Source organism: Citromicrobium bathyomarinum (genome assembly GCF_021021475.1).
In the GTDB taxonomy this organism is placed as follows: domain Bacteria; phylum Pseudomonadota; class Alphaproteobacteria; order Sphingomonadales; family Sphingomonadaceae; genus Alteriqipengyuania; species Alteriqipengyuania bathyomarina.
Map to the genome: position 1 here is coordinate 168,873 of NZ_JAINWL010000001.1, position 22,046 is coordinate 190,918.

At 65.3% G+C, this 22,046-nt stretch carries 23 protein-coding genes; 12 read left to right on the forward strand and 11 right to left on the reverse strand.

The window, feature by feature from the left end:
- Positions 1–30: 30 nt before the first annotated feature.
- Together K7H93_RS00905 and K7H93_RS00910 are read right to left on the reverse strand one after the other, a co-directional pair.
- Complete coding sequence (locus tag K7H93_RS00905; RefSeq protein ID WP_054525806.1) at positions 31–732, reverse strand: CDP-alcohol phosphatidyltransferase family protein; 702 nt, start codon at positions 730–732, stop codon at positions 31–33.
- Positions 733–779: 47 nt separating this feature from the next.
- Positions 780–2,165 carry a DEAD/DEAH box helicase gene (locus K7H93_RS00910; RefSeq protein WP_054524070.1) on the reverse strand — a complete coding sequence of 462 codons (1,386 nt, stop codon included), beginning with the start codon at positions 2,163–2,165 and terminating at the stop codon, positions 780–782.
- Positions 2,166–2,425: 260 nt separating this feature from the next.
- Here K7H93_RS00910 and K7H93_RS00915 point away from each other — a divergent pair, with 260 nt between their 5' ends.
- Positions 2,426–3,553 (forward strand): mechanosensitive ion channel family protein, encoded by a 1,128-nt coding sequence (locus K7H93_RS00915; protein WP_230781974.1) that lies wholly within the window; start codon positions 2,426–2,428, stop codon positions 3,551–3,553.
- Here the strand turns inward: K7H93_RS00915 and K7H93_RS00920 are convergent.
- Positions 3,550–4,032, reverse strand: a complete 483-nt coding sequence (locus K7H93_RS00920; protein ID WP_230781976.1) for a TspO/MBR family protein — start codon at positions 4,030–4,032, stop codon at positions 3,550–3,552. The genes K7H93_RS00915 and K7H93_RS00920 overlap by 4 nt on opposite strands.
- A 68-nt stretch (positions 4,033–4,100) precedes the next feature.
- Between K7H93_RS00920 and K7H93_RS00925 the strand changes: the two genes are divergently transcribed.
- Positions 4,101–4,577 carry an MgtC/SapB family protein gene (locus K7H93_RS00925; RefSeq protein WP_230781978.1) on the forward strand — a complete coding sequence of 159 codons (477 nt, stop codon included), beginning with the start codon at positions 4,101–4,103 and terminating at the stop codon, positions 4,575–4,577.
- Between the two features lie 147 nt (positions 4,578–4,724).
- Here the strand turns inward: K7H93_RS00925 and K7H93_RS00930 are convergent, their stop codons facing one another.
- Both K7H93_RS00930 and pgi read right to left on the reverse strand, forming a co-directional pair.
- On the reverse strand, positions 4,725–5,393 hold the full coding sequence (locus K7H93_RS00930) for an EF-hand domain-containing protein (RefSeq protein WP_230781979.1): 669 nt from the start codon (positions 5,391–5,393) through the stop codon (positions 4,725–4,727).
- Between the two features lie 256 nt (positions 5,394–5,649).
- Positions 5,650–7,191, reverse strand: coding sequence for a glucose-6-phosphate isomerase (gene pgi, locus K7H93_RS00935; RefSeq protein WP_230781980.1), 1,542 nt, complete (start codon positions 7,189–7,191; stop codon positions 5,650–5,652).
- A 51-nt stretch (positions 7,192–7,242) separates the two neighbouring features.
- On the opposite strand from pgi, the gene lepB reads away from it, so the two are divergent.
- The 4 genes from lepB to K7H93_RS00955 all read left to right on the forward strand — a co-directional run bounded on the left by lepB (position 7,243) and on the right by K7H93_RS00955 (position 10,383).
- On the forward strand, positions 7,243–8,091 hold the full coding sequence (lepB, locus tag K7H93_RS00940) for a signal peptidase I (protein WP_230781981.1): 849 nt from the start codon (positions 7,243–7,245) through the stop codon (positions 8,089–8,091).
- 13 nt (positions 8,092–8,104) lie between these two features.
- The gene (gene rnc / locus K7H93_RS00945) at positions 8,105–8,776 is read left to right on the forward strand and encodes a ribonuclease III (protein WP_226660501.1); all 672 of its coding nucleotides are present in this window, start codon (positions 8,105–8,107) and stop codon (positions 8,774–8,776) included.
- 113 nt (positions 8,777–8,889) lie between these two features.
- Positions 8,890–9,804, forward strand: coding sequence for a GTPase Era (era, locus tag K7H93_RS00950; protein ID WP_230781982.1), 915 nt, complete (start codon positions 8,890–8,892; stop codon positions 9,802–9,804).
- 141 nt (positions 9,805–9,945) lie between these two features.
- Positions 9,946–10,383, forward strand: a complete 438-nt coding sequence (locus tag K7H93_RS00955) for a hypothetical protein (protein ID WP_230781983.1) — start codon at positions 9,946–9,948, stop codon at positions 10,381–10,383.
- 19 nt (positions 10,384–10,402) lie between these two features.
- Here K7H93_RS00955 and K7H93_RS00960 read toward each other — a convergent pair whose 3' ends face one another.
- Genes K7H93_RS00960 through topA form a run of 3 tightly spaced genes read right to left on the reverse strand, consistent with a single transcriptional unit; the run spans position 10,403 to position 13,624 of the window.
- Entirely contained in the window at positions 10,403–10,840 is a 438-nt protein-coding gene (locus tag K7H93_RS00960; RefSeq protein WP_230781984.1) for a hypothetical protein, read from the reverse strand.
- A gap of 13 nt (positions 10,841–10,853) precedes the next feature.
- Positions 10,854–11,036 carry a hypothetical protein gene (locus K7H93_RS00965; protein ID WP_115492459.1) on the reverse strand — a complete coding sequence of 61 codons (183 nt, stop codon included), beginning with the start codon at positions 11,034–11,036 and terminating at the stop codon, positions 10,854–10,856.
- Positions 11,036–13,624, reverse strand: a complete 2,589-nt coding sequence (topA, locus tag K7H93_RS00970) for a type I DNA topoisomerase (protein ID WP_230781985.1) — start codon at positions 13,622–13,624, stop codon at positions 11,036–11,038. Before topA ends, K7H93_RS00965 begins: the two co-directional genes overlap by 1 nt.
- 126 nt (positions 13,625–13,750) lie before the next feature.
- Between topA and K7H93_RS00975 the strand changes: the two genes are divergently transcribed.
- Positions 13,751–14,224 (forward strand): hypothetical protein, encoded by a 474-nt coding sequence (locus tag K7H93_RS00975; RefSeq protein WP_230781987.1) that lies wholly within the window; start codon positions 13,751–13,753, stop codon positions 14,222–14,224.
- 84 nt (positions 14,225–14,308) lie between these two features.
- Here K7H93_RS00975 and K7H93_RS00980 read toward each other — a convergent pair whose 3' ends face one another.
- The 3 genes from K7H93_RS00980 to plsY are packed head-to-tail and all read right to left on the reverse strand — an operon-like array spanning position 14,309 to position 16,807.
- Entirely contained in the window at positions 14,309–15,052 is a 744-nt protein-coding gene (locus K7H93_RS00980) for a hypothetical protein (RefSeq protein WP_230781988.1), read from the reverse strand.
- Positions 15,053–15,107: 55 nt separating this feature from the next.
- On the reverse strand, positions 15,108–16,199 hold the full coding sequence (gene dprA, locus K7H93_RS00985) for a DNA-processing protein DprA (RefSeq protein ID WP_230781989.1): 1,092 nt from the start codon (positions 16,197–16,199) through the stop codon (positions 15,108–15,110).
- On the reverse strand, positions 16,196–16,807 hold the full coding sequence (gene plsY / locus K7H93_RS00990) for a glycerol-3-phosphate 1-O-acyltransferase PlsY (protein WP_230781990.1): 612 nt from the start codon (positions 16,805–16,807) through the stop codon (positions 16,196–16,198). The genes dprA and plsY overlap by 4 nt, the downstream gene beginning before the upstream one ends.
- A gap of 123 nt (positions 16,808–16,930) precedes the next feature.
- Here plsY and K7H93_RS00995 point away from each other — a divergent pair, with 123 nt between their 5' ends.
- From K7H93_RS00995 to K7H93_RS01015, 5 genes are all read left to right on the forward strand, one after another.
- On the forward strand, positions 16,931–17,704 hold the full coding sequence (locus K7H93_RS00995; protein ID WP_230781991.1) for a sigma factor-like helix-turn-helix DNA-binding protein: 774 nt from the start codon (positions 16,931–16,933) through the stop codon (positions 17,702–17,704).
- Positions 17,705–17,738: 34 nt separating this feature from the next.
- Positions 17,739–18,533, forward strand: a complete 795-nt coding sequence (gene murI, locus K7H93_RS01000) for a glutamate racemase (RefSeq protein ID WP_230781992.1) — start codon at positions 17,739–17,741, stop codon at positions 18,531–18,533.
- Between the two features lie 75 nt (positions 18,534–18,608).
- A complete protein-coding gene (hemA, locus tag K7H93_RS01005; RefSeq protein ID WP_338080262.1) occupies positions 18,609–19,841 on the forward strand; it encodes a 5-aminolevulinate synthase in 1,233 nt (410 codons plus the stop codon).
- Positions 19,842–19,897: 56 nt separating this feature from the next.
- Positions 19,898–20,698, forward strand: a complete 801-nt coding sequence (locus tag K7H93_RS01010; RefSeq protein ID WP_230781993.1) for a hypothetical protein — start codon at positions 19,898–19,900, stop codon at positions 20,696–20,698.
- Positions 20,699–20,796: 98 nt separating this feature from the next.
- On the forward strand, positions 20,797–22,017 hold the full coding sequence (locus K7H93_RS01015) for a cell wall hydrolase (protein WP_230781994.1): 1,221 nt from the start codon (positions 20,797–20,799) through the stop codon (positions 22,015–22,017).
- Positions 22,018–22,046 lie beyond the last annotated feature (29 nt).

The window sequence follows — 22,046 nt, forward strand, 5'->3', positions numbered from 1 at the left end:
GATTGCCAACCGGCAGCGTCCTGCGTTTGCCTAGCGCGGGTATCGAACCGGCGGTTCTTCCAGCGCAAGCTTGCGCGCCGTGGAGGCGGTCTGCGCCGCGAACAGGCCGATCAGCAGCACGCCTACTGCGCCCACGAACATGTCGAAACCCGTGAACACGCCGATCAGCGGAGTCGGCCCCAGGACGATCATGGCAAGCGTCAGCGCGATCAGGATCAGTCGCAGCTCGGTCGGCCCGGCCTTGAGGTAGGACAGGCGCAGTTCGCCCATAACCCTGACCGAAAGGAATGCGTGGATCGACATCAGCAGATACCCCGCCAGTGCCACCAGCGCGACTTCCAGCTGGACATAGCCCGACGCACCCAGCCCCAGCACGACCAGCGTGGTCGCCAGCCCGTCGCAACTATGGTCGAGAAAATAGCCGTAACGTGGCCGCTCGATCCGGCGAAAGCGCGCCAGGCTCCCGTCGAGCGAGTCGCCGAACCAGTGGACCACGTATCCGGCGATGGACAGCCACAGCCAGCCATCGCCAAGATTGCTGGCGGCATAGCCGGCAAAGATCGCCAGCGCGCCAACCATCCCGGTGAAGGTCAGCATGTCGGGCGTGACCCACCGGGGCATGCGGGCGCACAGGCGGTTGAGCACCCACCGCTCGCCGCGCGCGAGCATGTTTTGCTGCACGCGCTCGATCGGCTGCGCGTCGGCGGGAAGTCCGTTATTCTCTGGGTTCATCCCGAACGCCTATCAGCCAGCCGCGCGGTGCGTGCAAGCTAAGCAGTCTAGCCTTGGCCGCCCGAGCGGGCTCCGCCCGAACGGTTGTTGCGGCGGCGCTGGCCGCCACGGTTCTCGCCACCCGGACCGCCACGGCCCTGACCGGCACCCTGCGGCTTGCCCTTGCGTGCGGGATGCTTGGCCTTGGGCTTGCGCGCGCCGTCGCCGATCGGACGGGGCGTCACGCGCTGGCCGCGCTGCTGCTTGGGCGCAGGCTTGGTCGGGCCGACGCCTTCCACCACCGCGCGGAAATTATCCGGCAGCGGCAGACGCTCGAACTCGGCATCGGTCGTCTTGCGGATATCCTTGAGATACTGGCGCTCGTCCTCGGCGCAGAACGCGATGGCGATGCCATCGGCACCCGCACGTGCGGTCCGCCCGATCCGGTGCACATATTGCTCGGGCACGTTGGGCAGTTCGTAGTTGATGACGTGGGACACGCCCGGAATGTCGATCCCGCGCGCGGCGACATCGGTCGCCACAAGAACCGGAGTCTTGGCGCGCTTGAACTCGTCGAGCGCGCGTTCACGCTGCGGCTGGCTCTTGTTCCCGTGGATCGCGTTGGCGGGGATTCCGACCTGCGCCAGCTTCTTCACCACACGGTCGCAGCCATGCTTGGTCCGCGCGAAGACGAGCACACGTTCGAGCTTGCCAGGAATTTCATGGCGACCCGACAGGATTAGTTCGAGCAGACTCTGCTTCTCATCCTGCTGGACCATGAACAGGAACTGCTCGATCCGCTCCGCAGTGGTGCTTTCGGGGGTGACCGAAACCTGCGCCGGGTTGCGGCAATACTGGCTGACCAGATCCTTGATCGCCTTGGGCATCGTCGCGCTGAAGAACAGCGTCTGGCGATCCTTGGGCGTCAGTTCGTTGATCTTGCGCAGCGCGTGGATGAAGCCGAGGTCCAGCATCTGGTCCGCTTCGTCGAGCACCAGGATCTCGACCTTGTCGAGGGTGAAGGCGCGCTGGTCGATCAGGTCGAGCAGACGGCCGGGCGTCGCGACGAGGATGTCGGTGCCGCGGTGCAGCTTGTTGCGGTCCTTGTTGACCGAGGTACCGCCGACGATCGACTGCACCTTGAGGCCCGCGAGCGCGCCGTAATCCTTGGCGCTCTGCGCGATCTGCCCGGCCAGTTCGCGCGTCGGCGCAAGCACCAGCATGCGGCACGACTTGAACGGGGTCTGGTTTTCGGCCTCGCGCAGACGATCAATGCTGGGCAGCATGAACGCGGCGGTCTTGCCGGTGCCGGTCTGCGCGATGCCGAGCAGGTCGCGGCCTTCGAGAACGGGGGGAATGGCCTGCGCCTGGATCGGCGTGGGCTCGGTATAGCCCTTCATGTCGAGGGCCTGGAGAACGGGCTGCGACAGCCCGAGGTCTGTAAACTTGGTCATGTGAGGTATGTGACTCGCATTAAATGCGTTTCGCGCCGCACACCCGATACAAACGGAGTCCGCGCGCGATCGCAGGGGTTGTAACCGCCCGCGTGAAAAGGGAAGTCTGGAAATAATCGAAGCGCTGCCGGGGCCGCTCGCATCGCGCGGCGGACGCTTCACGCTGGCAGTTGCGCTTCGGTCTTGCGGCAGATGGTGCATCGCGGCAAAAAAGTCAATCGAAGACGTTGCCCGCGCGAAACGCTCGCACTGGCACCGCGTTGACAGGTCGAGACGCATCGAGGGAGGCGGGAGCCATCGGGTCCATCACCGACAGCATAGAGAACACGGTCGAACAAAGCGCCGGCCTGCTCGCCGATCCGCTCCACGCGGCGCTCGCCGCAGGCATCGCGGTGGCCGCTGCGCTGGGCCTGCACGCCCTGCTGTTTTTCGTGCTGCGCCGGATCGCGCGCCGGACCGACCAGTCGAGCGACGATATCGTGGTGCGGCACCTTTACCGCCCCACCCGGCTCGCCATCGTCGTTCTCGCGCTGATGGGCGCGGCGCGCTACGTCCCCGAATTGCGCGAGGTGTGGGCCGACATCGCGACCTTCGTTCTGCCCGCCGTGGTCGGCTGGATGGTGCTGGCGATCGTGCGTGCGCTGGTCGAGGCGGCGAAGCTGAAGGCGGATATTTCGGTCGCGGACAACCTCAAGGCGCGGCGCAAGCGCACCAAGCTGACGATGTTCAACCGCATCGCGACCTTCATCATCGTGTTCGTCACCGTCGGCCTGATGCTGCTGGCGATCCCCGGCGTACGCGATATCGGAGTGACGCTGGTTGCCTCGGCGGGTCTTGCAGGCCTCGCGGTGGGTGCTGCTGCCCAGCCCGCGCTGAAATCGCTGATCGCGGGCGTGCAGATGGCGCTGACCGAGCCGATCAATATCGACGACGCCGTGGTGCTCGAAGGCGAATGGGGCTGGATCGAGGATATCCGCACCACCTACGTGGTGGTGAAGATCTGGGACGAGCGGCGGCTGGTGGTGCCGACGAGCTATTTCCTCGAAAAACCCTTCCAGAACTGGACCAAGCAGACCGCCAACCTGCTCGGCACGGTGTTCCTCCATCTCGACCCCAAGGCCAAGATCGGTCCGATTCGCGAGGAGTTTTACCGGCAGGTCGAAGCGAACGAGCGCTGGGATGGCCGGGTGAAGGTGGTGCAGGTGACCGACACCACGCGCGATTCCAAGGAAGTGCGCCTGCTGATGAGCGCGAAGAACTCGCCCACTTTGTTCGACCTTCGCTGCGATATCCGCGAAGGGATGATGGAATGGCTGGCCGACAACCGCCCGCAGGATTTCGCCAAGCTGCGGCTGGTGGAGGCCGCCGACGACGCAGAGAACGCCTAAGCGGCAGCCTTGCGCCCGAATGGCCCGTTCAGCTTCACGATCTTCCAGTTGAGGATCGCCGCGAAGCTGACCCACACCAGATAGGGCACGATCATCCAGCTCGCCGCGACCGACCATTCGCGCAGGAAAATCGTCAGCGCGAGGACGGAGAGCCACAGGAACGGCACTTCGATCAGCGCCCAGTCGGGCCGCTTGGCAGTGAAGAACAGCGGCGACCACAGGAAATGGAACAGCCCGTTGGCAAGGTAGAGCCCGATCAGCAACGGGCGATCCGCCTCGGGCGCGCCATTCCAGCTCAGCACGAAGGCCCATGCGGCCAGCGCGAGAATGATCGTCCACGCAGGGCCGAACAGCCAGTCGGGCGGCTGCCAGCTGGGCTTTTCGAGGTTGTGATACCACTCGCCGATACTGGTCAGCAGCCCGCCGCCGCCAGCAAGGATCAGCGCCCAGACGACAGCGAAGATGATCGGGAAGGTCATGGACGCCAGCCTACGCCACATGGCGCAGGTTTGAAACCAAATGCGATGCAGCACGCTGGATAATCGTCATGGAGCTCAATACCCCCGTTCCCCTCGCCCTGCTCGACGCGGAGATCGTTCTTAGGCTTGGCGTCGCCGCCCTGCTCGGCCTGGTCGTCGGGTTCGACCGCGAATGGCGCGGTCATGCCGCCGGAATGCGCACGCACGGGCTGGTTTGCGTGGCCGCCGCCGGGATGGCGGTTTCGGTGATGGCGCTGCACAACCAGCTGGGCGGATTGCGGATCGATCCGCTCCGCATGTTCGAGGCTGCAGCGGGCTTCATCGGCATCGTCGGCGCGGGGCTGATCGTGTTCAGCCGGGGCAAGGTGCACAACCTGACCACCGCCGCGCACCTGTGGCTGGCGACCGTAATCGGGCTTGCGTGCGGGCTCGGCCAGTGGCCGCTGGTCGCGGTGCTGGCGATCATCAGCCTGGTGATGATCACGATCATGCGCTTCGTCGAAGGCTGGTTCGGCCACAACGACCGCACGCTCGACGGGGACTAGCCACCGCCACTCCCGGCGGCTGCACCAGGCAACCCGCCCCATGCAAAAAGGGCGCAGGTCATGAACCCTGCGCCCTCCTGTGTGGCCCGATGCGCCCGGTCGAAACCGAACTCACCGGACCCGGGGAAGCCCGTTATCGCATATCGCTTACGGCGTGCGCGCCGAATTGCGCGCGGCCTGGAATTCGGATTGCGAGAGGTAGCTGTCGCCGTCCTCATCGAAATAGAAGAAGGTCTGTCCCGCCTCGTTGATCTGGCTCTGCGTCAGATAGGGCGCCTTGGCATCGTTGCGCGCAGGCTCGCCCGGGTCGGTCGGCAGGGCCCAGATCGCGTATTCCGCGACGGAGAGTTCGCCATCATCGTTGCGGTCGAGGAAGGCGAAGTCCATTCGGCTGCGCGGCATCATCATTGACGCGCTGCCGGTGCTGCCCGAGGTGCCCGCATCGGCCATGTCGCCGCTGCTGTCACTGGCGTCGGCGCTGGTGCCACCGTCGGCCTGCCCGGCCATCGCGTCATCGCCCATCGAGCCATCGGCCATCCCGCCGCCCGCTTGCATTTCCTCGTTCATCGTATCGCGATTGCGGTCGTATTCGTCGCTGACCGCCTGACGGTCCATCTCGTCGTAGCGGGACTGCTGGTCCGTATCGAGATCCCCTCCGACCGGGTAGGCATCGTCGTCCATGCCCTGATTCGCGTCCTCGTCCACGATCTCGTCGATATCGTCGACTGGGGTGTTCTCGACATCCTCGGAATCGCACGCGGCCAGCGCGAGCGAGGCGGTGGAAATCAGCGCGGTGAGCGCAATACGATGCTTCATCGTGTCATCCTTCGAATTCGCTTGAGTACGTGCCCCCAACGCGCGGCACGCCAAGTCTTTCAAAAGATCACAATTATTAGGTTCTCCAGCGGTCGGTGCGATATCCCTGCTGAGCGCGTTTTCCTACCTCGGCATGATCCGCTAGGCCCTCTTCCGGCTCTTTGGATCGTCGAAAATCGCTCAGCAGAACCGCTGCCCAGGGTGCGGAGTTTTTCCTTCCCCTGGACAGTGTCTCAAGTGTGTCAGGCGCACGGCCTCACCCCAATCCGCTCGCCTCCAGCAGCGCCTTCGTGCTCGCATCGAACTCCGCCGCGCCGCCGTCGATGTCCTTGGCCATCTTCTTGCCCAGCTCGACGCCGAACTGGTCGAAGGGGTTGATCCCCATCAGCACCGCGTTGGCGAAGGTGCGGTGTTCGTGAAAGGCGATCAGCGCGCCCAGCGTCGCCGCGTCGAGATCGTCGCACAGTATCGTCGCGCTGGGGCGGTTACCGGGGAATTCGCGCGCGGGGTCTTTACCGTCGGCGCTCATGTTGCCGCCCGCCATCAGCGCCGCGCCTTGCGCGAAGCAGTTGGTCAGCAGGATGCGGTGATGCGCGGGGTTGAGCGCGTCTCCGGGCGCGATGCTGGCGATGAAGTCGACCGGGACCATGTGCGTGCCCTGATGCAGCAGCTGGAACACCGCATGCTGCGCGTCGGTGCCCACCCCGCCCCATGTGATCGGGGCCGTGGGCCCGTCGACCGGCTCGCCTTCGGAGGTCACCCGCTTGCCGTTGCTCTCCATCTCCAGCTGCTGGAGATAGCTGGGGAACAGCGCCAGCCGCTCGTCATAGGCGAACACCGCGCGGGTCTGGCAGCCGCGCACGCAGGCATAGTACTGGTCCGCGAACGCCGCACGCAGGCACAGGTTGTCGCGCCCGTCGGTATTGGCGAAATGCTCGTCGACCGCCGCCGCGCCGTCCAGCATCGCGGCAAACTCGTCCAGCCCGGCGGCCAGCGCGACGGGGAAGCCGATGCTCGACCATAGCGAGTAGCGCCCGCCGACGCTTTCCATAAACGGCAGCACGCGCGTTTCGTCGACGCCCCACTCGACCGCAGCTTCGGGATTGGCGGTCAGCGCGACCACCCGCCCGTGCGGATCGGTGACGCCGTTCTCGCGCAGCCAGGTGAGCGCGCTGTCGGCATTGGTCATCGTCTCGATCGTGGTGAAGGTCTTGCTGGCGACCGCGATCATGGTCGTCGCCGGATCGCACGCCTCGAACGCGGCCTCCAGCGCCACCCCGTCGATATTCGAGACCACGTGGCAATCGACATAGGACAGGTCGCGAGTCAGCGCATTGATCGCCAGTGCGGGGCCGAGCGCGGAGCCGCCGATGCCGATATGGATCAGGTGCTCGATCTGGCCCAGCGCACCTTCGCGGATCGCCTCGACCAGCATCTGCATCCGCGCGAGCAGCGCCTGCGCTTCCTCCACGCTCGCCTCGCTGCCGAAGCCGCGCTGTGCAGTATGTTCGGCGGCGCGGCCTTCGGTGACGTTGATCGGATCGCCCGCGAACAGCGCGGCGCGCTTGGCGGTGAAGTCGCTCGCCTCGGTCAGCTCCTCGAACCCTGCCAGCAGATCGTCGGTCAGGTGCGTCTTGGACCAGTCGAAGCGGATGCCCGCCGCGTCTTCGCCCTCGCCCCAGCCGATCCGGCCGGACAGGCGATCGACCCGCGCATCGTCACCGGCGAACAGATCGCTCAGGCTTTCCTGCGGCAAAGCTTCGATCTGCTGCCACGCTGCTGTCCTGCTATCGCTCATGTACTCAAAATCCTGTTGCCTGCCTGTCCGGCGGGACTAGGTGCTGGCGCGATGGTTGAAAAGGGCGAAGCAGGCGAGGCGCACCGGGCTGCGGACGACGCGGGCGCGGATAAACGTGGCTCGGATGGCGGGCTGGTCAGGCTGCTGCAACTGGTGCTCCTGGCAGTGATCGTCGCGCTGGCCCTGCGCACCTTCGCATTCTCCATGTTCACGATTCCCAGCGAGAGCATGATGCCCGGCCTGCTGCCCGGCGACACGATCATCGCCAAGAAATGGCCTTACGGCTATTCGAGCAACTCGCTGCCCTTCGACCTGCCGCTGATCCCCGGGCGCTGGTTCGCGCATCAGCCGCAGCGCGGCGATGTGGTGATCTTCAAGCACCCGGTCGACGGCAGCGATTACGTCAAGCGCGTGATCGGCCTGCCGGGCGACGAGGTGGAGCTGCGCAATGGGTACGTCGTCCTCAACGGCCAGATCCTGAGCCAGTCGGCGACCGATGATGCGATCATCCCGGTCACCCCCGATGCGCCATGCGGTTGGGGCGGACGCGAGGAGGCGAGGCCTGCCGGCGGCGCAGACTGCCGCTATCGCCGCAACCGCGAATATCTGCCGTCGGGCGTCAGCTACGAGGTGCTCGATTTCGGCCCCACCCCGCAGGACAACTGGGGCCCGCGCACCGTACCCTCAGGATCGCTGTTCCTGCTGGGTGACAACCGCGACAATTCGATGGACAGCCGCTTCCCCGCGCTGCCCGGCGGTGGGGTCGGCTTCGTCAGGCAGGATCTTTTGATCGGCCAGCCCGGCGCGGTGCTCTGGTCGACCGATGGCAGCGCGCGGTGGGCCGATCCGAGCAGCTGGTTCTCCAGCCTGCGAAGCAACAGGACCGCGCAAGCCCTATGAGCGTTGAGGCCGAATGACTGACTGGAAAGAGACGAAGGCGTGGCTGATCGCGAACGGTTTTGCCGCGCGCGACGAGGCCCTGTGGACCGAGGCGCTGACCCACGGCAGCCTGGGCGAAGGACGCGATTACCAGCGGCTGGAATTCCTCGGCGACCGCGTGCTCGGCCTCGCGATCGCCGAGTGGCTGTTCGAAAACCAGAACAGCGCGAGCGAAGGCACGCTGGCGCAGCGGCTGAACGCGCTGGTCAGCAAGGGTGCCTGCGCAAAGGTCGCCCGCAGCATCGGCGTGCCCGACCACCTGCGGCTGGGCCGGCAGGCGCGCGAGGATGGCGGGGCGCAAAGCAGCAATATCCTCGGCGATGTGATGGAATCGCTGCTCGGCGCGCAACTGCGCGAGGATGGCTTTGAAAGCGCGCGGGCGCTGGTGCGTGCGCTGTGGCGCGACGCGGTCGAAGGCGATGCGGGCCGGGCCAAGCATCCCAAGTCCGCGCTACAGGAATGGGCTGCGGGCAACCGCCGCCGCCCTCCCGAATACGCGCTGATCGACCGCTCCGGCCCCGATCACGCGGCGCGCTTTACCGTGCGCGTCTCGGTGAAGAATGTCGGCGATGCGGAAGCGACCGCTAACAGCAAGCAGGAAGCCGAGACGGCGGCGGCAAAAGCGTTTATGGAGCAGTATGGCTGACCGCTTCGACTCCCCTGTCTGTGCAGGAGATTGGCGGGGGTGGATATACCACCCCGCGAAGTGTGGGGCACACCTCCACCCGACCTCCCCTGAAGGGGAGCAGAAAAGGTTCTATGACTGATACATCTACCAAATGCGGCGTCGTCGCCGTGCTCGGCGCTCCGAACGCCGGCAAATCCACGCTGGTCAACGCACTGGTCGGCCAGAAGGTCGCGATCGTCAGCGCCAAGGCGCAGACCACCCGCGCGCGGATGCTCGGCATCGCCTTGCACGAGAACGACGACGCCAACACGCAGATGATCCTGGTCGACACGCCCGGCATCTTCGCGCCCAAGCGGCGGCTCGACCGCGCGATGGTCAGCGCAGCGTGGGAAGGCGCGGAAAGTGCGGATGCGGTGCTGCTGCTGGTCGACCCGATCAAGCAGCGCCGACACGAGCTGGAGCCGCTGATCGAACAGCTTGCCCAGCGGCCCGAGAAGAAGATCCTCGTCCTCAACAAGGTCGACATCGCCAAGAAGGAACCGCTACTGGCGCTGGCGCAGGAGCTTTCGACCAAGGTCGACTTCGCGGAGATCTATTTCATCTCCGCGCTGACCGGCGACGGGGTGACTGAGCTGAAAGACGCGCTCGCCGCCGAGATGCCCGAGGGTGAGTGGATGTACCCGGAAGACCAGGTCTCCGACGCCTCCGAACGCCTGCTCGCCACGGAAATCACCCGCGAGCAGCTCTATCGCCAGCTCCACGAGGAACTGCCCTACGACTCCATGGTGCGGCCCGAGAAATATGTCGAACGCAAGGATGGCAGCGTCGAGATCCACCAGCAGATCATCGTCGCGCGCGACAACCAGCGGATGATCGTGCTCGGCAAGGGTGGCAGCAAGATCAAGTCGATCGGTCAGGCGGCGCGCGAGGAACTCAGTGAGTTGCTTGGTCGCAAGGTCCACCTGTTCCTGCACGTCAAGGCGACGGAAAACTGGGCTGAGGACAAGGAAATGTTCGAGGAAATGGGGCTCGACTGGACCAAGTAGGGGCAGCCCCGCGCCTTGCCCGCGCGGAACAAAGGCATTCAGCTCTCGTCTCCGTCAGATCGGTATGAAAGCCATGACGTCTCGACCGGATGGACCGGGCGGGATAGCCATTGCTGCAATCCAGTTATTGGAGATCTGACCTTGCGCACCCTTGCTAGTCTCACCGGCGTTGCCGCCGCCACACTCTCGCTGTCGGCCTGTGCGCCCTACCCCGATGAGCCGGGCGATACGCCCCCGGCTGCGGGATGCCCCGCCTACAAGGCGCGCGACTTCAAGGCGTGGATCGATACCATGCCCGGACCCGGCGCGCGCCCGACGCTGCACATCACCGGCGAAGTCGACATGCCCACGCCCGGCTATTCGGTGAAGCTGGTGGCAGGCCCCGCCGACCGCATGCAGCCGCCCGGCTGGCGCTTCCAGCTGGATGCCAGGAAGCCCGACGGCATGGTGACACAGGTCATCACCCCCACCCCCGTGCGCTTCGACGGCCCGACCCCCTACCCCCAGATCCGCGAGATCATCATCACATGCGGCGGTGAGGCACTGGCGAGGATCGAGGATGTGCCGGTGGTGCAGTAAGGCGTCTCGGTCGCTCCGATTATCGGAGCGACCGGTCCTGCGCGTCTATGCGCGCTAAAAAAGCTTCTATCTCTGGATTGGTGAATTCCCTCACCGAATCTTCGGATCGACCGAAGTGATCAAATTCGCCCGCATCGAATGCATCATACACCTCCTGCCAGGCTTGGGGGGTATCGATGGTGGATGCGCCCGGCTGAAGTTGAATCATCAGCTCCAGCATATCGGTATCGATAGCGTTTGCGATCCAATCCGCAGTCTCGTAGTCGAGTTCGCCGGCGTGGTAGCGCCTCGCCAACAGCACCGCGACGGCATCGAAAGCAGCAATCGCGAAGTCTTTGGATTTCCTTAGTGGTTCGATCCGTCCCACATCGACGCCTCCGAACGCCGCGAGGTCACTTTGGACGCCAGCGAGGTACTCTTCCGCGACCGCTGTTGCTTCAGGGACCAGCACCACCACCCACCTCACCACGTTACCGCTTCTTCGCGATCGCGATCTTGTTCTTCTTCGCGAAATCCTTGGTCGATTCCTCGCTGCGGTTCAGCGCCTTGGCGATCTGCTTGAGGCCCTGGCCCTTGGAGGCGAGCGTCTTCAGCTGCCCCGCCTCCTCGCCCGTCCAGGGCTGCTTGTGCCGCTCGAACTTGTCCTTCGCCATCAGTCGTCCGCCTTCTTGGCGGCGGCTTTCTTAGCAGGTGCCTTCTTCGCTGCGGGCTTCTTGGCCGCCGCTTTCTTGGCCGGAGCCTTCTTCTTGGGCGCTGCCTTTTTCTTCTTCGCCGGTCCCTTGGCGGCGCGGGCGTTGATCAGTTCGATCGCCTGCTCCTCGGTCACATCCTCGGGCTTCACATCCTTGGGAATGGTCGCGTTGGTCGTGCCGTCGGTGACGTAAGGGCCGTAGCGGCCGGGCATCACCTTCATTTCGGCCTCGGAGGTCGGATGCTTGCCCAGCACCTTGATCGGCTCCGCCTTGGCGCGCCCGCGGCCGCCCTTCTGCGCCGCTTCGGCGAGCATGGTGACCGCGGCGTTCATGCCCGTTTCGAACACGTCGGCGGTGGTGGTGAGCTTGGCGTACTTGCCATCGTGCCGCAGATACGGGCCGTAACGCCCTATACTCGCTTCGATATCCTGACCGGTCTCCGGGTGCTGACCGACGATGCGCGGGAGCGAGAGCAGTTTGAGCGCCATCTCCAGGTCCAGCTCGGGCACATCCTTGGGAATGCTCGCGCGCTTGGCTTCCTTGCCCTCGCCCAGTTGCAGGTACGGGCCGAAACGGCCCGTCTTGCGCTCGACCGGCAGGCCCGTTTCCGGGTCGTTGCCCAGCACCGCATCCTCGGCGACTTCGTCCGCATCCGAACCCGGCTGCGCGAAGCGGCGGGTGAACTTGCACTCGGGGTAGTTCTCGCACGCCACAAACGCACCGAAGCGCCCGCCACGCAGGTGCAAGCGGCCACCGGCGCGCCCTTCCTGGTCGCACAGCGGGCAGAAGCGCGGGTCCTTGCCGTCGGCGCGTTCGGGGAAGAGGTAGTCGGACAGGAACGTGTCGAGCACCGCCGTGATGTCCGACGGCTTCTGCTCCATCACCTCGTCCGACTTGGGCTTGAAGTCCTTCCAGAACGCTTCGAGGATCGCCTTCCACTCGGCGCGCCCGCCGGACACGTCGTCGAGCTCTTCCTCCATCCCCGCGGTGAAGTCGTAGGCGACATAGGTGGGGAAGAAGCGTTCGAGGAAGGCGGTCAGCAGACGGCCCGATTCCTCGGCGAAGAAGCGGTTCTTCTCGATCCGGACATATTCGCGATCGCGCAGCGTCTGGATGGTGGAGGCGTAGGTCGACGGGCGCCCGATGCCCAGCTCCTCCAGCTGCTTGACCAGCGATGCTTCGGAATAGCGCGGCGGCGGCTGGGTGAAGTGCTGGTTCGCCTCGACAGACTTGCGCGCCGGGGCATCGCCTTCGCGCATGTGCGGCAGCAGGCCGCCGTCCTCGTCGTCCTTGTCGTCGAAGCTTTCCTGGTAGACCGCGAGGAAGCCGGGGAACTTCACCACCTGGCCGGTCGCGCGAAGCGAGTGCTGCCCGCTGCCCTCGGTCAGCGTGACCGTGGTGCGTTCGAGCTGCGCGGTCGCCATCTGGCTTGCGAGCGCGCGCTTGAAGATCAGGTCGTACAGGCGCGCCTCGTCGCCCGAGCCCGCCTTGTCCTTGCGGAAGTCGGTCGGCCGGATGGCTTCGTGCGCTTCCTGAGCATTCTTCGCCTTGGTCTTGTAATAGCGCGGTTGTTCCGGGCGATACTCGGCGGAGTAACGATCGGTGATCGCATCGCGGCAGGCGTCGATGGCGCTCTGGTCCATCTGCACGCCGTCAGTACGCATGTAGGTGATCGCGCCCGCTTCGTAGAGCGACTGCGCGCACCGCATCGTGTGGCTGGCGGAGAAGCCGAGCTTGCGCGCCGCCTCCTGCTGCAGGGTCGAGGTGGTGAACGGCGGCGCGGGATTGCGCTTGACCGGCTTGGTCTCGATCCCCTCGACCGTGAAGCGCCCTTCCTCGACCGCCGTCTTGGCGGCCATGGCGCCGCCCTCGTCACCCAGCGTCATCTTGTCGAGCCTCTTGCCGTCGAGCTTTACCAGCCGCGCGGTGAACGGCGTGCCGTCCTGCTCGAAATTGGCGATGATGCTCCAGTATTCCTCGGCCTTGAACGCCTCGATCTCACGCTCGCGGTCGACGATGATGCGCAGCGCGACCGACTGCACACGGCCCGCCGACTTCGCACCGGGCAGCTTGCGCCACAGCACCGGGCTGAGCGTGAAGCCGAACAGGTAATCGAGCGCGCGGCGCGCCAGATAGGCGTCGATCAGATCCTGGTCGAGCGCGCGCGGCTTCTTCATCGCCTCGGTCACCGCGCCCTTGGTGATCGCGTTGAAGGTCACCCGGTCGACCTTCGTGGGCAGGCTTTTACGCTTCTTGAGCATGTCCAGCACGTGCCAGCTGATCGCCTCCCCTTCGCGGTCAGGGTCAGTCGCGAGAACGAGGCGGTCGGCGTTCTTCGCGGCATCGGCGATCGCCTTGACCTGCGCACGCTTGCGCTGATCGGAGTAGATTTCCCAGTCCATCGCGAAATCTTCGTCCGGGCGCACGCTGCCGTCCTTGGGCGGCAGATCGCGGATGTGGCCGTAGGAGGCGAGAACCTTGAAGTCCTTGCCGAGATATTTCTCGATGGTTTTCGCCTTTGCGGGCGATTCGACGATGACCAGTTGCATAAGAGTGGGGGCGTTCCTTCACGTGTACGTACGCGCGAGAGTGGGAATCGGCTAGGCGGTTCGTCAAGGAGTGTTTAGGAATTGCTGGCCGCGCACTGGGCGGCGAGGCATTCAGGAGCGGGAGCGATGGGATTGGACCTGATTGGCATAGCGGCGCTAAGTTCAGTGACGACCGTGGCAGCGTTTATCGCGATTGCAAAAATCTTCGGAAAATCCCTTCTTGAAAACGCAGTGCGTCATCAATTCGATTTGGCACTAGAAGACTATCGAAATGAGCAAGAGATCAAGGCAAAAGCGGAGAAGATCGCCGAATATCTCGCTATCGCTTGTGACCTAAATGATAAGAGCTCTGAGGAAGATTATCGCGCGGCAACCCGACTCGCTTTCGAGCTCTATATTTATCTTCCCGCTGACATATATAGATCGCTAGTCTCCTCCCACCGACCCGGGGGAAACTTCTCCGACGCACTTATCAAGGCCCGGACCTACCTCTTGGATGAAAATGAACCGAGCTTAACTGCAGATGATCTCATGCGTCACGCCTCGCCAGAGGTTATTGCTGAGTTGCGAAGAGGGCCAGCCTCCCCGAGCAAGAATTGATCCGCCCCTTGATCGAATTTTGCTAAGCTAAGTATCTCACGACTTTATCTTTCAGCTCTTATCTTTGCGTTTCTGACACGTCCCCTACTCAAACACATCCGCCACGCTGGTGTCGGCAGGCGCGACGAGGTGGAACACCGCAATGCTGAAAGCGAAGCTGGCCGCGTTGTTGAATGCCTCGATCAGGCCGGACACGGTCATCGCAACCCCGAAGAGCGGCGAGAAACCGCCCGACGTCGTGAAGCCTGTCGCTGCGACGATGCCGACGACGATACTGCTCAGCACCGCGAGCCCGATCCACAGGACCAGCCCCGCGCCGAAGATCGACCAGCCGCGCCTGCCGGTCGCCTCCCAGCTGGCGCCCAGCGCGCCGGTAATGCCCTTGTAGCCGCTCAGCAGAAAGCCGTTGGCGGCCGACCAGCGGACCAGCAGGATCAGCCCGGGGATGACCAGCAGTACGAAGCCGATCATCAGCCCGATCATCGCGAGGACCGACATCGCAACATAGCTCAGCAGGTTGCCGCCGCGCGCTGGTCGCCCGATCTGCTCCAGCATCTGCCGCAGCAGGAAGAACGCCGCGACGACGTAGAGTACCAGCCCGAGCAGTTGATACAGCACGGCTGCAAGGCCGAGTGTTTGGGCATTCAGCACTCCGCTGCGGATGCCGACGGAGAAGACATTGTCGTCCATCTCGGCCAGCCCCGCGAGCCCGCCGATCCCGTTGAACAGCCCCAGCACCACCACGTAGATCAGCACTGCGCGGCCCGCCGCGCCGATCACGTCGACCGTCTGGCTCAAAATTCCACTTACGTCGGCTTCCCGTTCCATCGTCGCGTGCCCCCTTTCGCCCGATTTCGCCCGGGGCTTACCGCGAGGGGGAATGCTAGGAAAGGCTGACCTTGCCCCCGGCGTGCCGTTCCAGCCGCCCGGCGATCTCCAGCTCCAGCAGCGCCAGCTGCACGGCGGCGGAGCCTGCGCCGGACTGGCGGATCAGCTCGTCCACCGAAACCGGCGCGCTGGTGAGAAGCTGCGCGATTTCGGCAGGCTCTGCCTCGGCCAGATCCTCGGGCACGGCTTCGAACGCGGCGGAAGGTTCGCGGAAGGTGCTGCGCGGCGCGCCGTCGAAAGTGCTGAGCAGTTCGACCACGTCGGACGGCTCCTGCACGAGGACGGCACCCTCGCGGATCAGGTGGTTGCATCCATGGCTGCGCGCGTCGAGCGGGCTGCCGGGGATCGCCATCACCTCGCGCCCGTATTCGCCCGCCAGCCGCGCGGTGATGAGGCTGCCGGACTTGACCGCCGCCTCCACCACCAGCGTGCCCAGCGCGAGGCCTGCGATGATCCGGTTGCGGCTGGGGAAGTGGCTGCCGCGCGGCTCGGTGCCCGGCGGCTGCTCGGCGATCAGCAGGCCTTCGCTGGCGATCCGCTCCTGCAACTCGATGTGCTGCGGCGGATAGGCGATCTCGATCCCGCTCGCGATTACGCCGATGGTGTGCGGCATCGCGCCTTCATGCGCCGCCCCGTCGATCCCGCGTGCGAGCCCTGAGACGACCAAGAACCCTTCAGCAGACAGTGCCTGAGCGAAATCGCGCGCCAGCTTCACCGCCGCCGCGCTGGCGTTGCGCGCGCCGACCATCGCCACCACCGGCTTGCTCGCCAGCGACAGGTCGCCCTTGTAGGTGATGATCGGCGGCGCGCCGTCGCATTCGGCGAGCGCCTGCGGATAGTCCGGCTGGTCATGGAAGAGGTAACGCGCACCGTGGCGCTTCACCGCGTCGATCTCGCTTCGGACGGCGTCCTGCTTCGCGAGCGTATAGTGCCCGCCGCCCTTCTTCGCGATGCCGGGCAGAGCCTCGACCGCCGCCTCTCCGCTGCCATAGCGGGCGAGCAGTTGCGCGAAGGAAACCGGGCCGATGCGCGGGGATCGCAGCAGGCGGATGCGCGCGAACGCTTCTGCCTGCGACAGCGCGCTCATTTCTTGGCGCCGACCTTGGGTTCCTCACCCTTGGCGAGCCGCGCGATGTTGGCGCGGTGGAGCCAGATCACCAGCAGCGCGATCAGCACCAGCACCGGCACGAAGGCGGTGTAGCCCAGCAGCGCGGCGGCGATCGCGGCGCAGACCACCGCGCTCATCCCGGCGAGCGAACTGATCCGCAAGGTCGCGAGAACGCCGATCCAGACCAGCGCGTACGTCAGGCCCAGTGGCCAGGCGAGACCGAAGCACACGCCCGCATTGGTCGCCACGCCCTTGCCGCCCTTGAACTTGAGCCAGGCGGGGAAGCAGTGGCCGATGACTGCGAACAGCGCCGCGACAGGCACCGGACCGTAGGCCGCCTCCGGCATCAGATCGGGCTGGTCGAACAGCGAGCGCGCGATCAGCACCGGCGCGAGGCCTTTCGCCAGATCGAGCAGCAGCGTCGCCGCCGCCAGCTTCTTGCTGCCGGTGCGCAGAACATTCGTGGCGCCGATATTGCCGCTGCCCTGCGCGCGGACATCGCCCAGCCCCGCCGCGCGGGTGAGCAGGTAGCCGAAGGGAATCGAACCGAGGAGGTAGCCGAGCGCGGCAGCGAGCAAAACGTCCATGCCGGTTCCATAGCCCCTCGGCGCCGCTTGTCGAAGCCCACACCGCAACCACACCGGATAAATTCGGCGGTACCAGCCGACCGTACCTTGCCCTGAGCATCTCCAGCGGCAATCCTTCGCCCGATGCCAGCCGATCAGCCCTCCATCCCGACTTCCGCCATTGAGCGGCTGACCGAAAAGGAGCGCGAGTGCCTGCGCCTGTGGCTCGAACACAAGACGGCCAAGGAAATCGCGCTGCAACTCGATGTCTCGCATCACGCGGTGGAGAAGCGGCTGAAGATGGCGCGCACCAAGCTGGGCGTCGCCACATCGCTGGAAGCGGCGCGCGTTCTGGCCCGGGCCGAAGGGTACGACCGGCCCGTAACCGGCTCACCGGACCTTCCTCCGCCGCCCGTCACGCGCAAATCGAGGCAACTCCCAACCATTGTTTTTGGAGCTCTTGCCATGTTTGTCACACTCGTAGCCGCGCTCGCCCTCGCCCCGACCACCCCCGCTCCAGAAACCGTGGATCAGACCCGCGAGATCGAGCTGAACGGCAACTCGGAGAAGATTTTCGACGAGCTCGACAAGAACGGCAGTGGCTTTCTGGAAAAGCCCGAGTCGCCGTTCGTCACCCTCGTCTTCGAGGACCGGGACACGATGTCCGATGGCGGAGAGAGCACGACGGATGCAGCCGTTTTCACCGATGCCGAGCAGGGCGAGATGCTGACTGGCACAGCGACCTTGGGCGATGCGAGCGATCAGGTGCAGCTTGCCGAATTCTACGACGCTGCAGACACTGACAAAGACGGACGCATTTCCTTTCGCGAGTATACCAGCTGGAGCCGGGCGCGCCTGGCGGAACTCGGCATCGAGATCTCCACCGTGCTGAAGATCCAGAAACCTTCGGAGAATTGACCAAGAGGGCACGCGGGGCCATGCGATCCAGCGCATGAACCCCGCCGCCCCCATCCTGATCTTCGATTCCGGCGTCGGTGGGCTGACGATCCTCGCCGAGGTACGCAAAGCGCTGCCGCAGGCGCCGGTGATCTACGCCGCCGATTTCGCCGGCCTTCCCTACGGCACCAAGAGCGAGGCCGAGGTCGCCGCGCGCGTGTGCGGCCTGCTCGGCCGGATGGCGGAGCGCTATCAGCCGCGCCTGATCTGCATCGCGTGCAACACCGCCAGCACCATCGCGCTTTCGATGGTGCGCGACGTGTTGGAGGTGCCGATCGTCGGCACCGTCCCCGCGATCAAGCCTGCCGCGCTCGTTACGCAAACCGGCGTGATCGGCCTGCTCGGCACAGGCGCAACCGTACGCCAGCCCTATGTCGACCGGCTGGAGGCGGAGTTCGCTGCCGCCAAGCACCTGATCCGCCACCCCGCCGATGCGCTGGTCCCGCTGGCCGAGGCGAAGATGCGCGGCGAAACTCTGGCCGAAGGTGCGGTGGCGGAAGCTGTCGCTGGCCTTCGCGATGACCCGCAGGCGCAAGACCTCGATACGCTGGTGCTCGCCTGCACGCACTTCCCGCTGCTGGCGGACGAACTGCGCGCGGTGTTCGGGCAGGACATCCAGCTGGTCGACGGCGCACAGGGCATCGCCCGGAGGATCGCCTCGCTGACGCAGGGGCAGGATTTCGCCCGCGAGGGCAGCGATTTCGCGGTGGCGACGGGCAGCGCGGACAGCCTGACCACGCTCACCCCCATGCTCGAACGCCACGGACTGATGCACGCAGCGCAATTCTGATTGCAATATAACCGTCACCTTTGCGAATCACTCGCAAAGATCGCGCTGGAAACTGCCGTTTTTGACCATTAAACGGTGCCCACCGTGACGAACTACAGCCATATATTCGACAAGGCGATCGATCGCCTGCACGAAGAGGGCCGGTATCGGGTCTTCATCGATATCCTGCGCAACAAGGGTGCCTACCCCAATGCGCGCTGCTTCCATGGCCATAACGGCCCGAAGCCGATCACCGTGTGGTGCTCCAACGACTATCTCGCGATGGGCCAGCACCCCAAGGTGACCGAAGCGATGGAGCAGGCGCTGCACGATGTCGGCGCGGGCTCCGGCGGAACGCGCAATATCGGCGGCAACACGCACTACCATATCGAGCTGGAGGCGGAACTCGCCGATCTACACGGCAAGGAAGCGGCGCTGATCTTCACCAGTGGCTACGTTTCCAACGATGCGACGCTCTCCACGCTGGCCAAGCTGCTGCCTGGCTGCGTGATCTTTTCCGACGCGCTCAACCACGCGAGCATGATCGCGGGCATCCGCAATTCGGGCTGCGCCAAGCGCGTCTTCCGGCACAACGACCTCGAACATCTCGAGGAACTGCTGGCGGCGGAAGATCCCGACACGCCCAAGGTGATCGCCTTCGAAAGCGTCTATTCGATGGATGGCGACGTCGCCCCGCTTCACGCGATCTGCGACCTTGCGGAAAAGTACAACGCGCTGACCTATTGCGACGAAGTCCACGCGGTCGGCATGTACGGCGCACGCGGTGGCGGGATTTCGGAGCGGGACGAGGCCGCGCACCGGATCGACATTCTCGAAGGCACGCTGGGCAAGGCGTTCGGCGTGATGGGCGGCTATATCGCGGCGGACAAGCGGATCGTCGATTGCATCCGCAGCTACGCCCCGGGCTTCATCTTCACCACCTCGCTCTCGCCGGTGCTGGTCGCGGGCGTGCTCGCCTCGGTCAAGCACCTCAAGGCCAGCAGCGAGGAACGCGACGCGCAGCAGGCCGCCGCCGCCATGCTCAAGCAGATCATGCGCGATGCGGGCCTGCCGGTGATGGATTCCACCACGCACATCGTACCGCTGATGGTCGGCGATCCGGTCAAGGCGAAGCGGATCAGCGACATCCTGCTCGCCGAATACGGCGTCTACGTCCAGCCGATCAACTTCCCCACCGTCCCCCGCGGAACGGAGCGCCTGCGCTTCACCCCCGGCCCTGCGCACACCGAGGAAATGATGCGCGAACTGGTCGATGCGCTGGCCGAGATCTGGGACCGGCTGGAACTGGAACTGCTCAAGGCGGCATAGCTGCGGGCCAATTGCTGCATTGCGGAACCGAGCGGTTGTTTGATCGCTTGGCTACCATGGCAGAGATAACAAAAGTGAAGCCCGGAACTCTCACCGATTTCGGGAACGGGTTCTACCACATCCGCGGATCGTTCAAGCTGGGCGGCGTGGTCGACCTGGGCACGCATTGCGCGCTGGTCGAGCTGCCCGACGGGCGCTTCGTCTTCCTCGATAGCTACACGCTCGACGATGACCTGAAAGCGAAGGTCGACGCGCTGACCGATGGCGGCAAGAAGGTCGCCGCAATCATCAACGTTCACCCCTTCCACACGCTGCATATCGAGTGGATGGCAAAAGCCTACCCCGAAGCGAAGCTGTACGGCACCCGCCGCCATCACGAGAAGTTTCCCGGCCTGAACTGGGAAAGCGACTTCTGCGAGGCAGGCGCGCTCGACGGGCTGTTCGGCGATGCGCTGACCTTCTCCGTCCCCGAAGGCGTGCAGATGGTATGCGACGACGAGAACGTGCATTTCTCGTCCGTGCTGGCCTACCACCGGCCCAGCAAGACGATCTTCGTCGACGACACGCTGTCGTGCATCAAGGCACCCTTCCCGCTCTCGCTGCTGCCCTTCACCGGCAAGCTGGCGTTCCACCCGACGCTGGCCAAGGCGCTGGAGCCCAACCCCTATGCCGCCGACGCCTTCCGCGAATGGGCGATCGGGATGGCGCAGGACTGGGCCGATGCCCGCCGCGTTGCCACCGCACACAACACCACGGTGAGCTTTGCCGATGGCGAGTTTCCCGAAAAGATCGGCGCCGCGCTCGGCCAGGTATCGGGCACGTTGCAGAAGCATCGGGACCAACCCACGCAAAGCTAGGCAGATCGGCGCGACTGCCCGACGAAGTTCGTCGATGGATCGCGCAGGTTCGCACCATCGGCGATGGTATTGCCGTGGGCGCACTCTAAATAGGCGCAATGGATTTGCTGCGATCGGCTTGGTTTCGGGAGAATGTTCCGCTGGTCGGCGTGCTGGCGATCCTGCTGGCGACCTTTGCCGGTCTGGCACTGGCAGGCAGCCCCTCGGCTGAGCCGTCGCATGCGGTCGCACAAGCAGACGTCCCGCCGCCCGAGAGCGTCGAGGCCCTCCCCGCCAGCGGTGAAGAGGCGGACACGCTGAAATCGCAGCTCGCGCCCGACGATGCGCAGGCCCAGAATGCTGCGGTCGACATCGTCGAAGGCGGCCCGGGCATCGCCCTGCCCTTCCGCTTCACCGGCAGCGCCGCCGACCGCACGCGCGCGCGCGATTGCCTCGCGCTCGCCGCGATGGCGGAGGCGGGCTATGGCGATGCGGACCAGCGCGCGGTTATGCAGGTCATCCTAAACCGCACGCGCCACCCCGCCTTCGCCAACACGGTGTGCGGCGTGGTCTATCAGGGATCGCAGCGGCGCACCGGGTGCCAATTCACCTTTACCTGCGACGGATCGCTCGCCCGCAGCTACCCCGAAAGCCAGTGGCGCGCAGCGCGCCAGCGGGCGGAGGAAGCGCTCGGCGGACGGGTCGACAAAACCGTCGGCATCGCGACACATTACCACGCGAACTACGTCTATCCCTGGTGGAGCCCCAAGCTGGACAAGATCGCCACCGTCGGCCCGCACCTGTTCTTCCGCTGGCGCGGCTTCTGGGGCACCGGCACCGCGCTCAACGCGACCTATCGCGGGGGCGAGCCCGATCCGATGGCGCTGCGCAGCACGGCGCAGGCGGTCGTGCGCGACGAAACGCTGCTGCCCCACCTGCTGGGTGACGAGCGCGCGGTGCGCAGCATCACCGCCAAGCAGGATGTCGGCGGGGCGGACAAGACAGAGCTTTCCGCGAGCACCTCCGCCGCACCCGCACCAGCGGCCCCGCAAGGACCCGGCCCCGGCGCGCATTTCGTGCTGGTCGGCGCAGGCGACGATCCTGCGGCGATCGTCGCGCAGGCACGCACGCTGTGCCCGGGTGAAAGGTTCTGCCAGGTCTATGGCTGGAGCGAGGCGAGCGCGATCCCCAGCGAACTGCCGCTTTCGAACGAGGCACGCCGCCAGCTGCGCTTCAGCTACCTCGCGCCGCGCAACGGCAATCCGGAGGCGGTGTTCTTCGATTGCCGCCTGTTCGCCCAGCCCGCGACCGGCCGCTGCCTGCCCGCCGCGCGCCCCTGACCCGCGCTTCCGTAACGGATTTGCCGCGC

Bases quoted from the DNA above. Each gene is read 5' to 3' on its own strand.
- K7H93_RS00995 (WP_230781991.1), top strand. From the start codon at position 16,931: ATGCCAGCCGATCAGCCCTCCATCCCGACTTCCGCCATTGAGCGGCTG.
- rnc (WP_226660501.1), top strand. From the start codon at position 8,105: ATGACTGACTGGAAAGAGACGAAGGCGTGGCTGATCGCGAACGGTTTT.
- K7H93_RS00980 (WP_230781988.1), bottom strand. From the start codon at position 15,052: ATGGAACGGGAAGCCGACGTAAGTGGAATTTTGAGCCAGACGGTCGAC.
- lepB (WP_230781981.1), top strand. From the start codon at position 7,243: ATGGTTGAAAAGGGCGAAGCAGGCGAGGCGCACCGGGCTGCGGACGAC.
- topA (WP_230781985.1), bottom strand. From the start codon at position 13,624: ATGCAACTGGTCATCGTCGAATCGCCCGCAAAGGCGAAAACCATCGAG.
- plsY (WP_230781990.1), bottom strand. From the start codon at position 16,807: ATGGACGTTTTGCTCGCTGCCGCGCTCGGCTACCTCCTCGGTTCGATT.
- K7H93_RS00925 (WP_230781978.1), top strand. From the start codon at position 4,101: ATGGAGCTCAATACCCCCGTTCCCCTCGCCCTGCTCGACGCGGAGATC.
- K7H93_RS00930 (WP_230781979.1), bottom strand. From the start codon at position 5,393: ATGAAGCATCGTATTGCGCTCACCGCGCTGATTTCCACCGCCTCGCTC.
- dprA (WP_230781989.1), bottom strand. From the start codon at position 16,199: ATGAGCGCGCTGTCGCAGGCAGAAGCGTTCGCGCGCATCCGCCTGCTG.
- murI (WP_230781992.1), top strand. From the start codon at position 17,739: ATGAACCCCGCCGCCCCCATCCTGATCTTCGATTCCGGCGTCGGTGGG.
- K7H93_RS01010 (WP_230781993.1), top strand. From the start codon at position 19,898: ATGGCAGAGATAACAAAAGTGAAGCCCGGAACTCTCACCGATTTCGGG.
- K7H93_RS01015 (WP_230781994.1), top strand. From the start codon at position 20,797: ATGGATTTGCTGCGATCGGCTTGGTTTCGGGAGAATGTTCCGCTGGTC.
- K7H93_RS00920 (WP_230781976.1), bottom strand. From the start codon at position 4,032: ATGACCTTCCCGATCATCTTCGCTGTCGTCTGGGCGCTGATCCTTGCT.
- K7H93_RS00975 (WP_230781987.1), top strand. From the start codon at position 13,751: ATGGGATTGGACCTGATTGGCATAGCGGCGCTAAGTTCAGTGACGACC.
- pgi (WP_230781980.1), bottom strand. From the start codon at position 7,191: ATGAGCGATAGCAGGACAGCAGCGTGGCAGCAGATCGAAGCTTTGCCG.
- era (WP_230781982.1), top strand. From the start codon at position 8,890: ATGACTGATACATCTACCAAATGCGGCGTCGTCGCCGTGCTCGGCGCT.
- K7H93_RS00905 (WP_054525806.1), bottom strand. From the start codon at position 732: ATGAACCCAGAGAATAACGGACTTCCCGCCGACGCGCAGCCGATCGAG.
- K7H93_RS00965 (WP_115492459.1), bottom strand. From the start codon at position 11,036: ATGGCGAAGGACAAGTTCGAGCGGCACAAGCAGCCCTGGACGGGCGAG.
- K7H93_RS00910 (WP_054524070.1), bottom strand. From the start codon at position 2,165: ATGACCAAGTTTACAGACCTCGGGCTGTCGCAGCCCGTTCTCCAGGCC.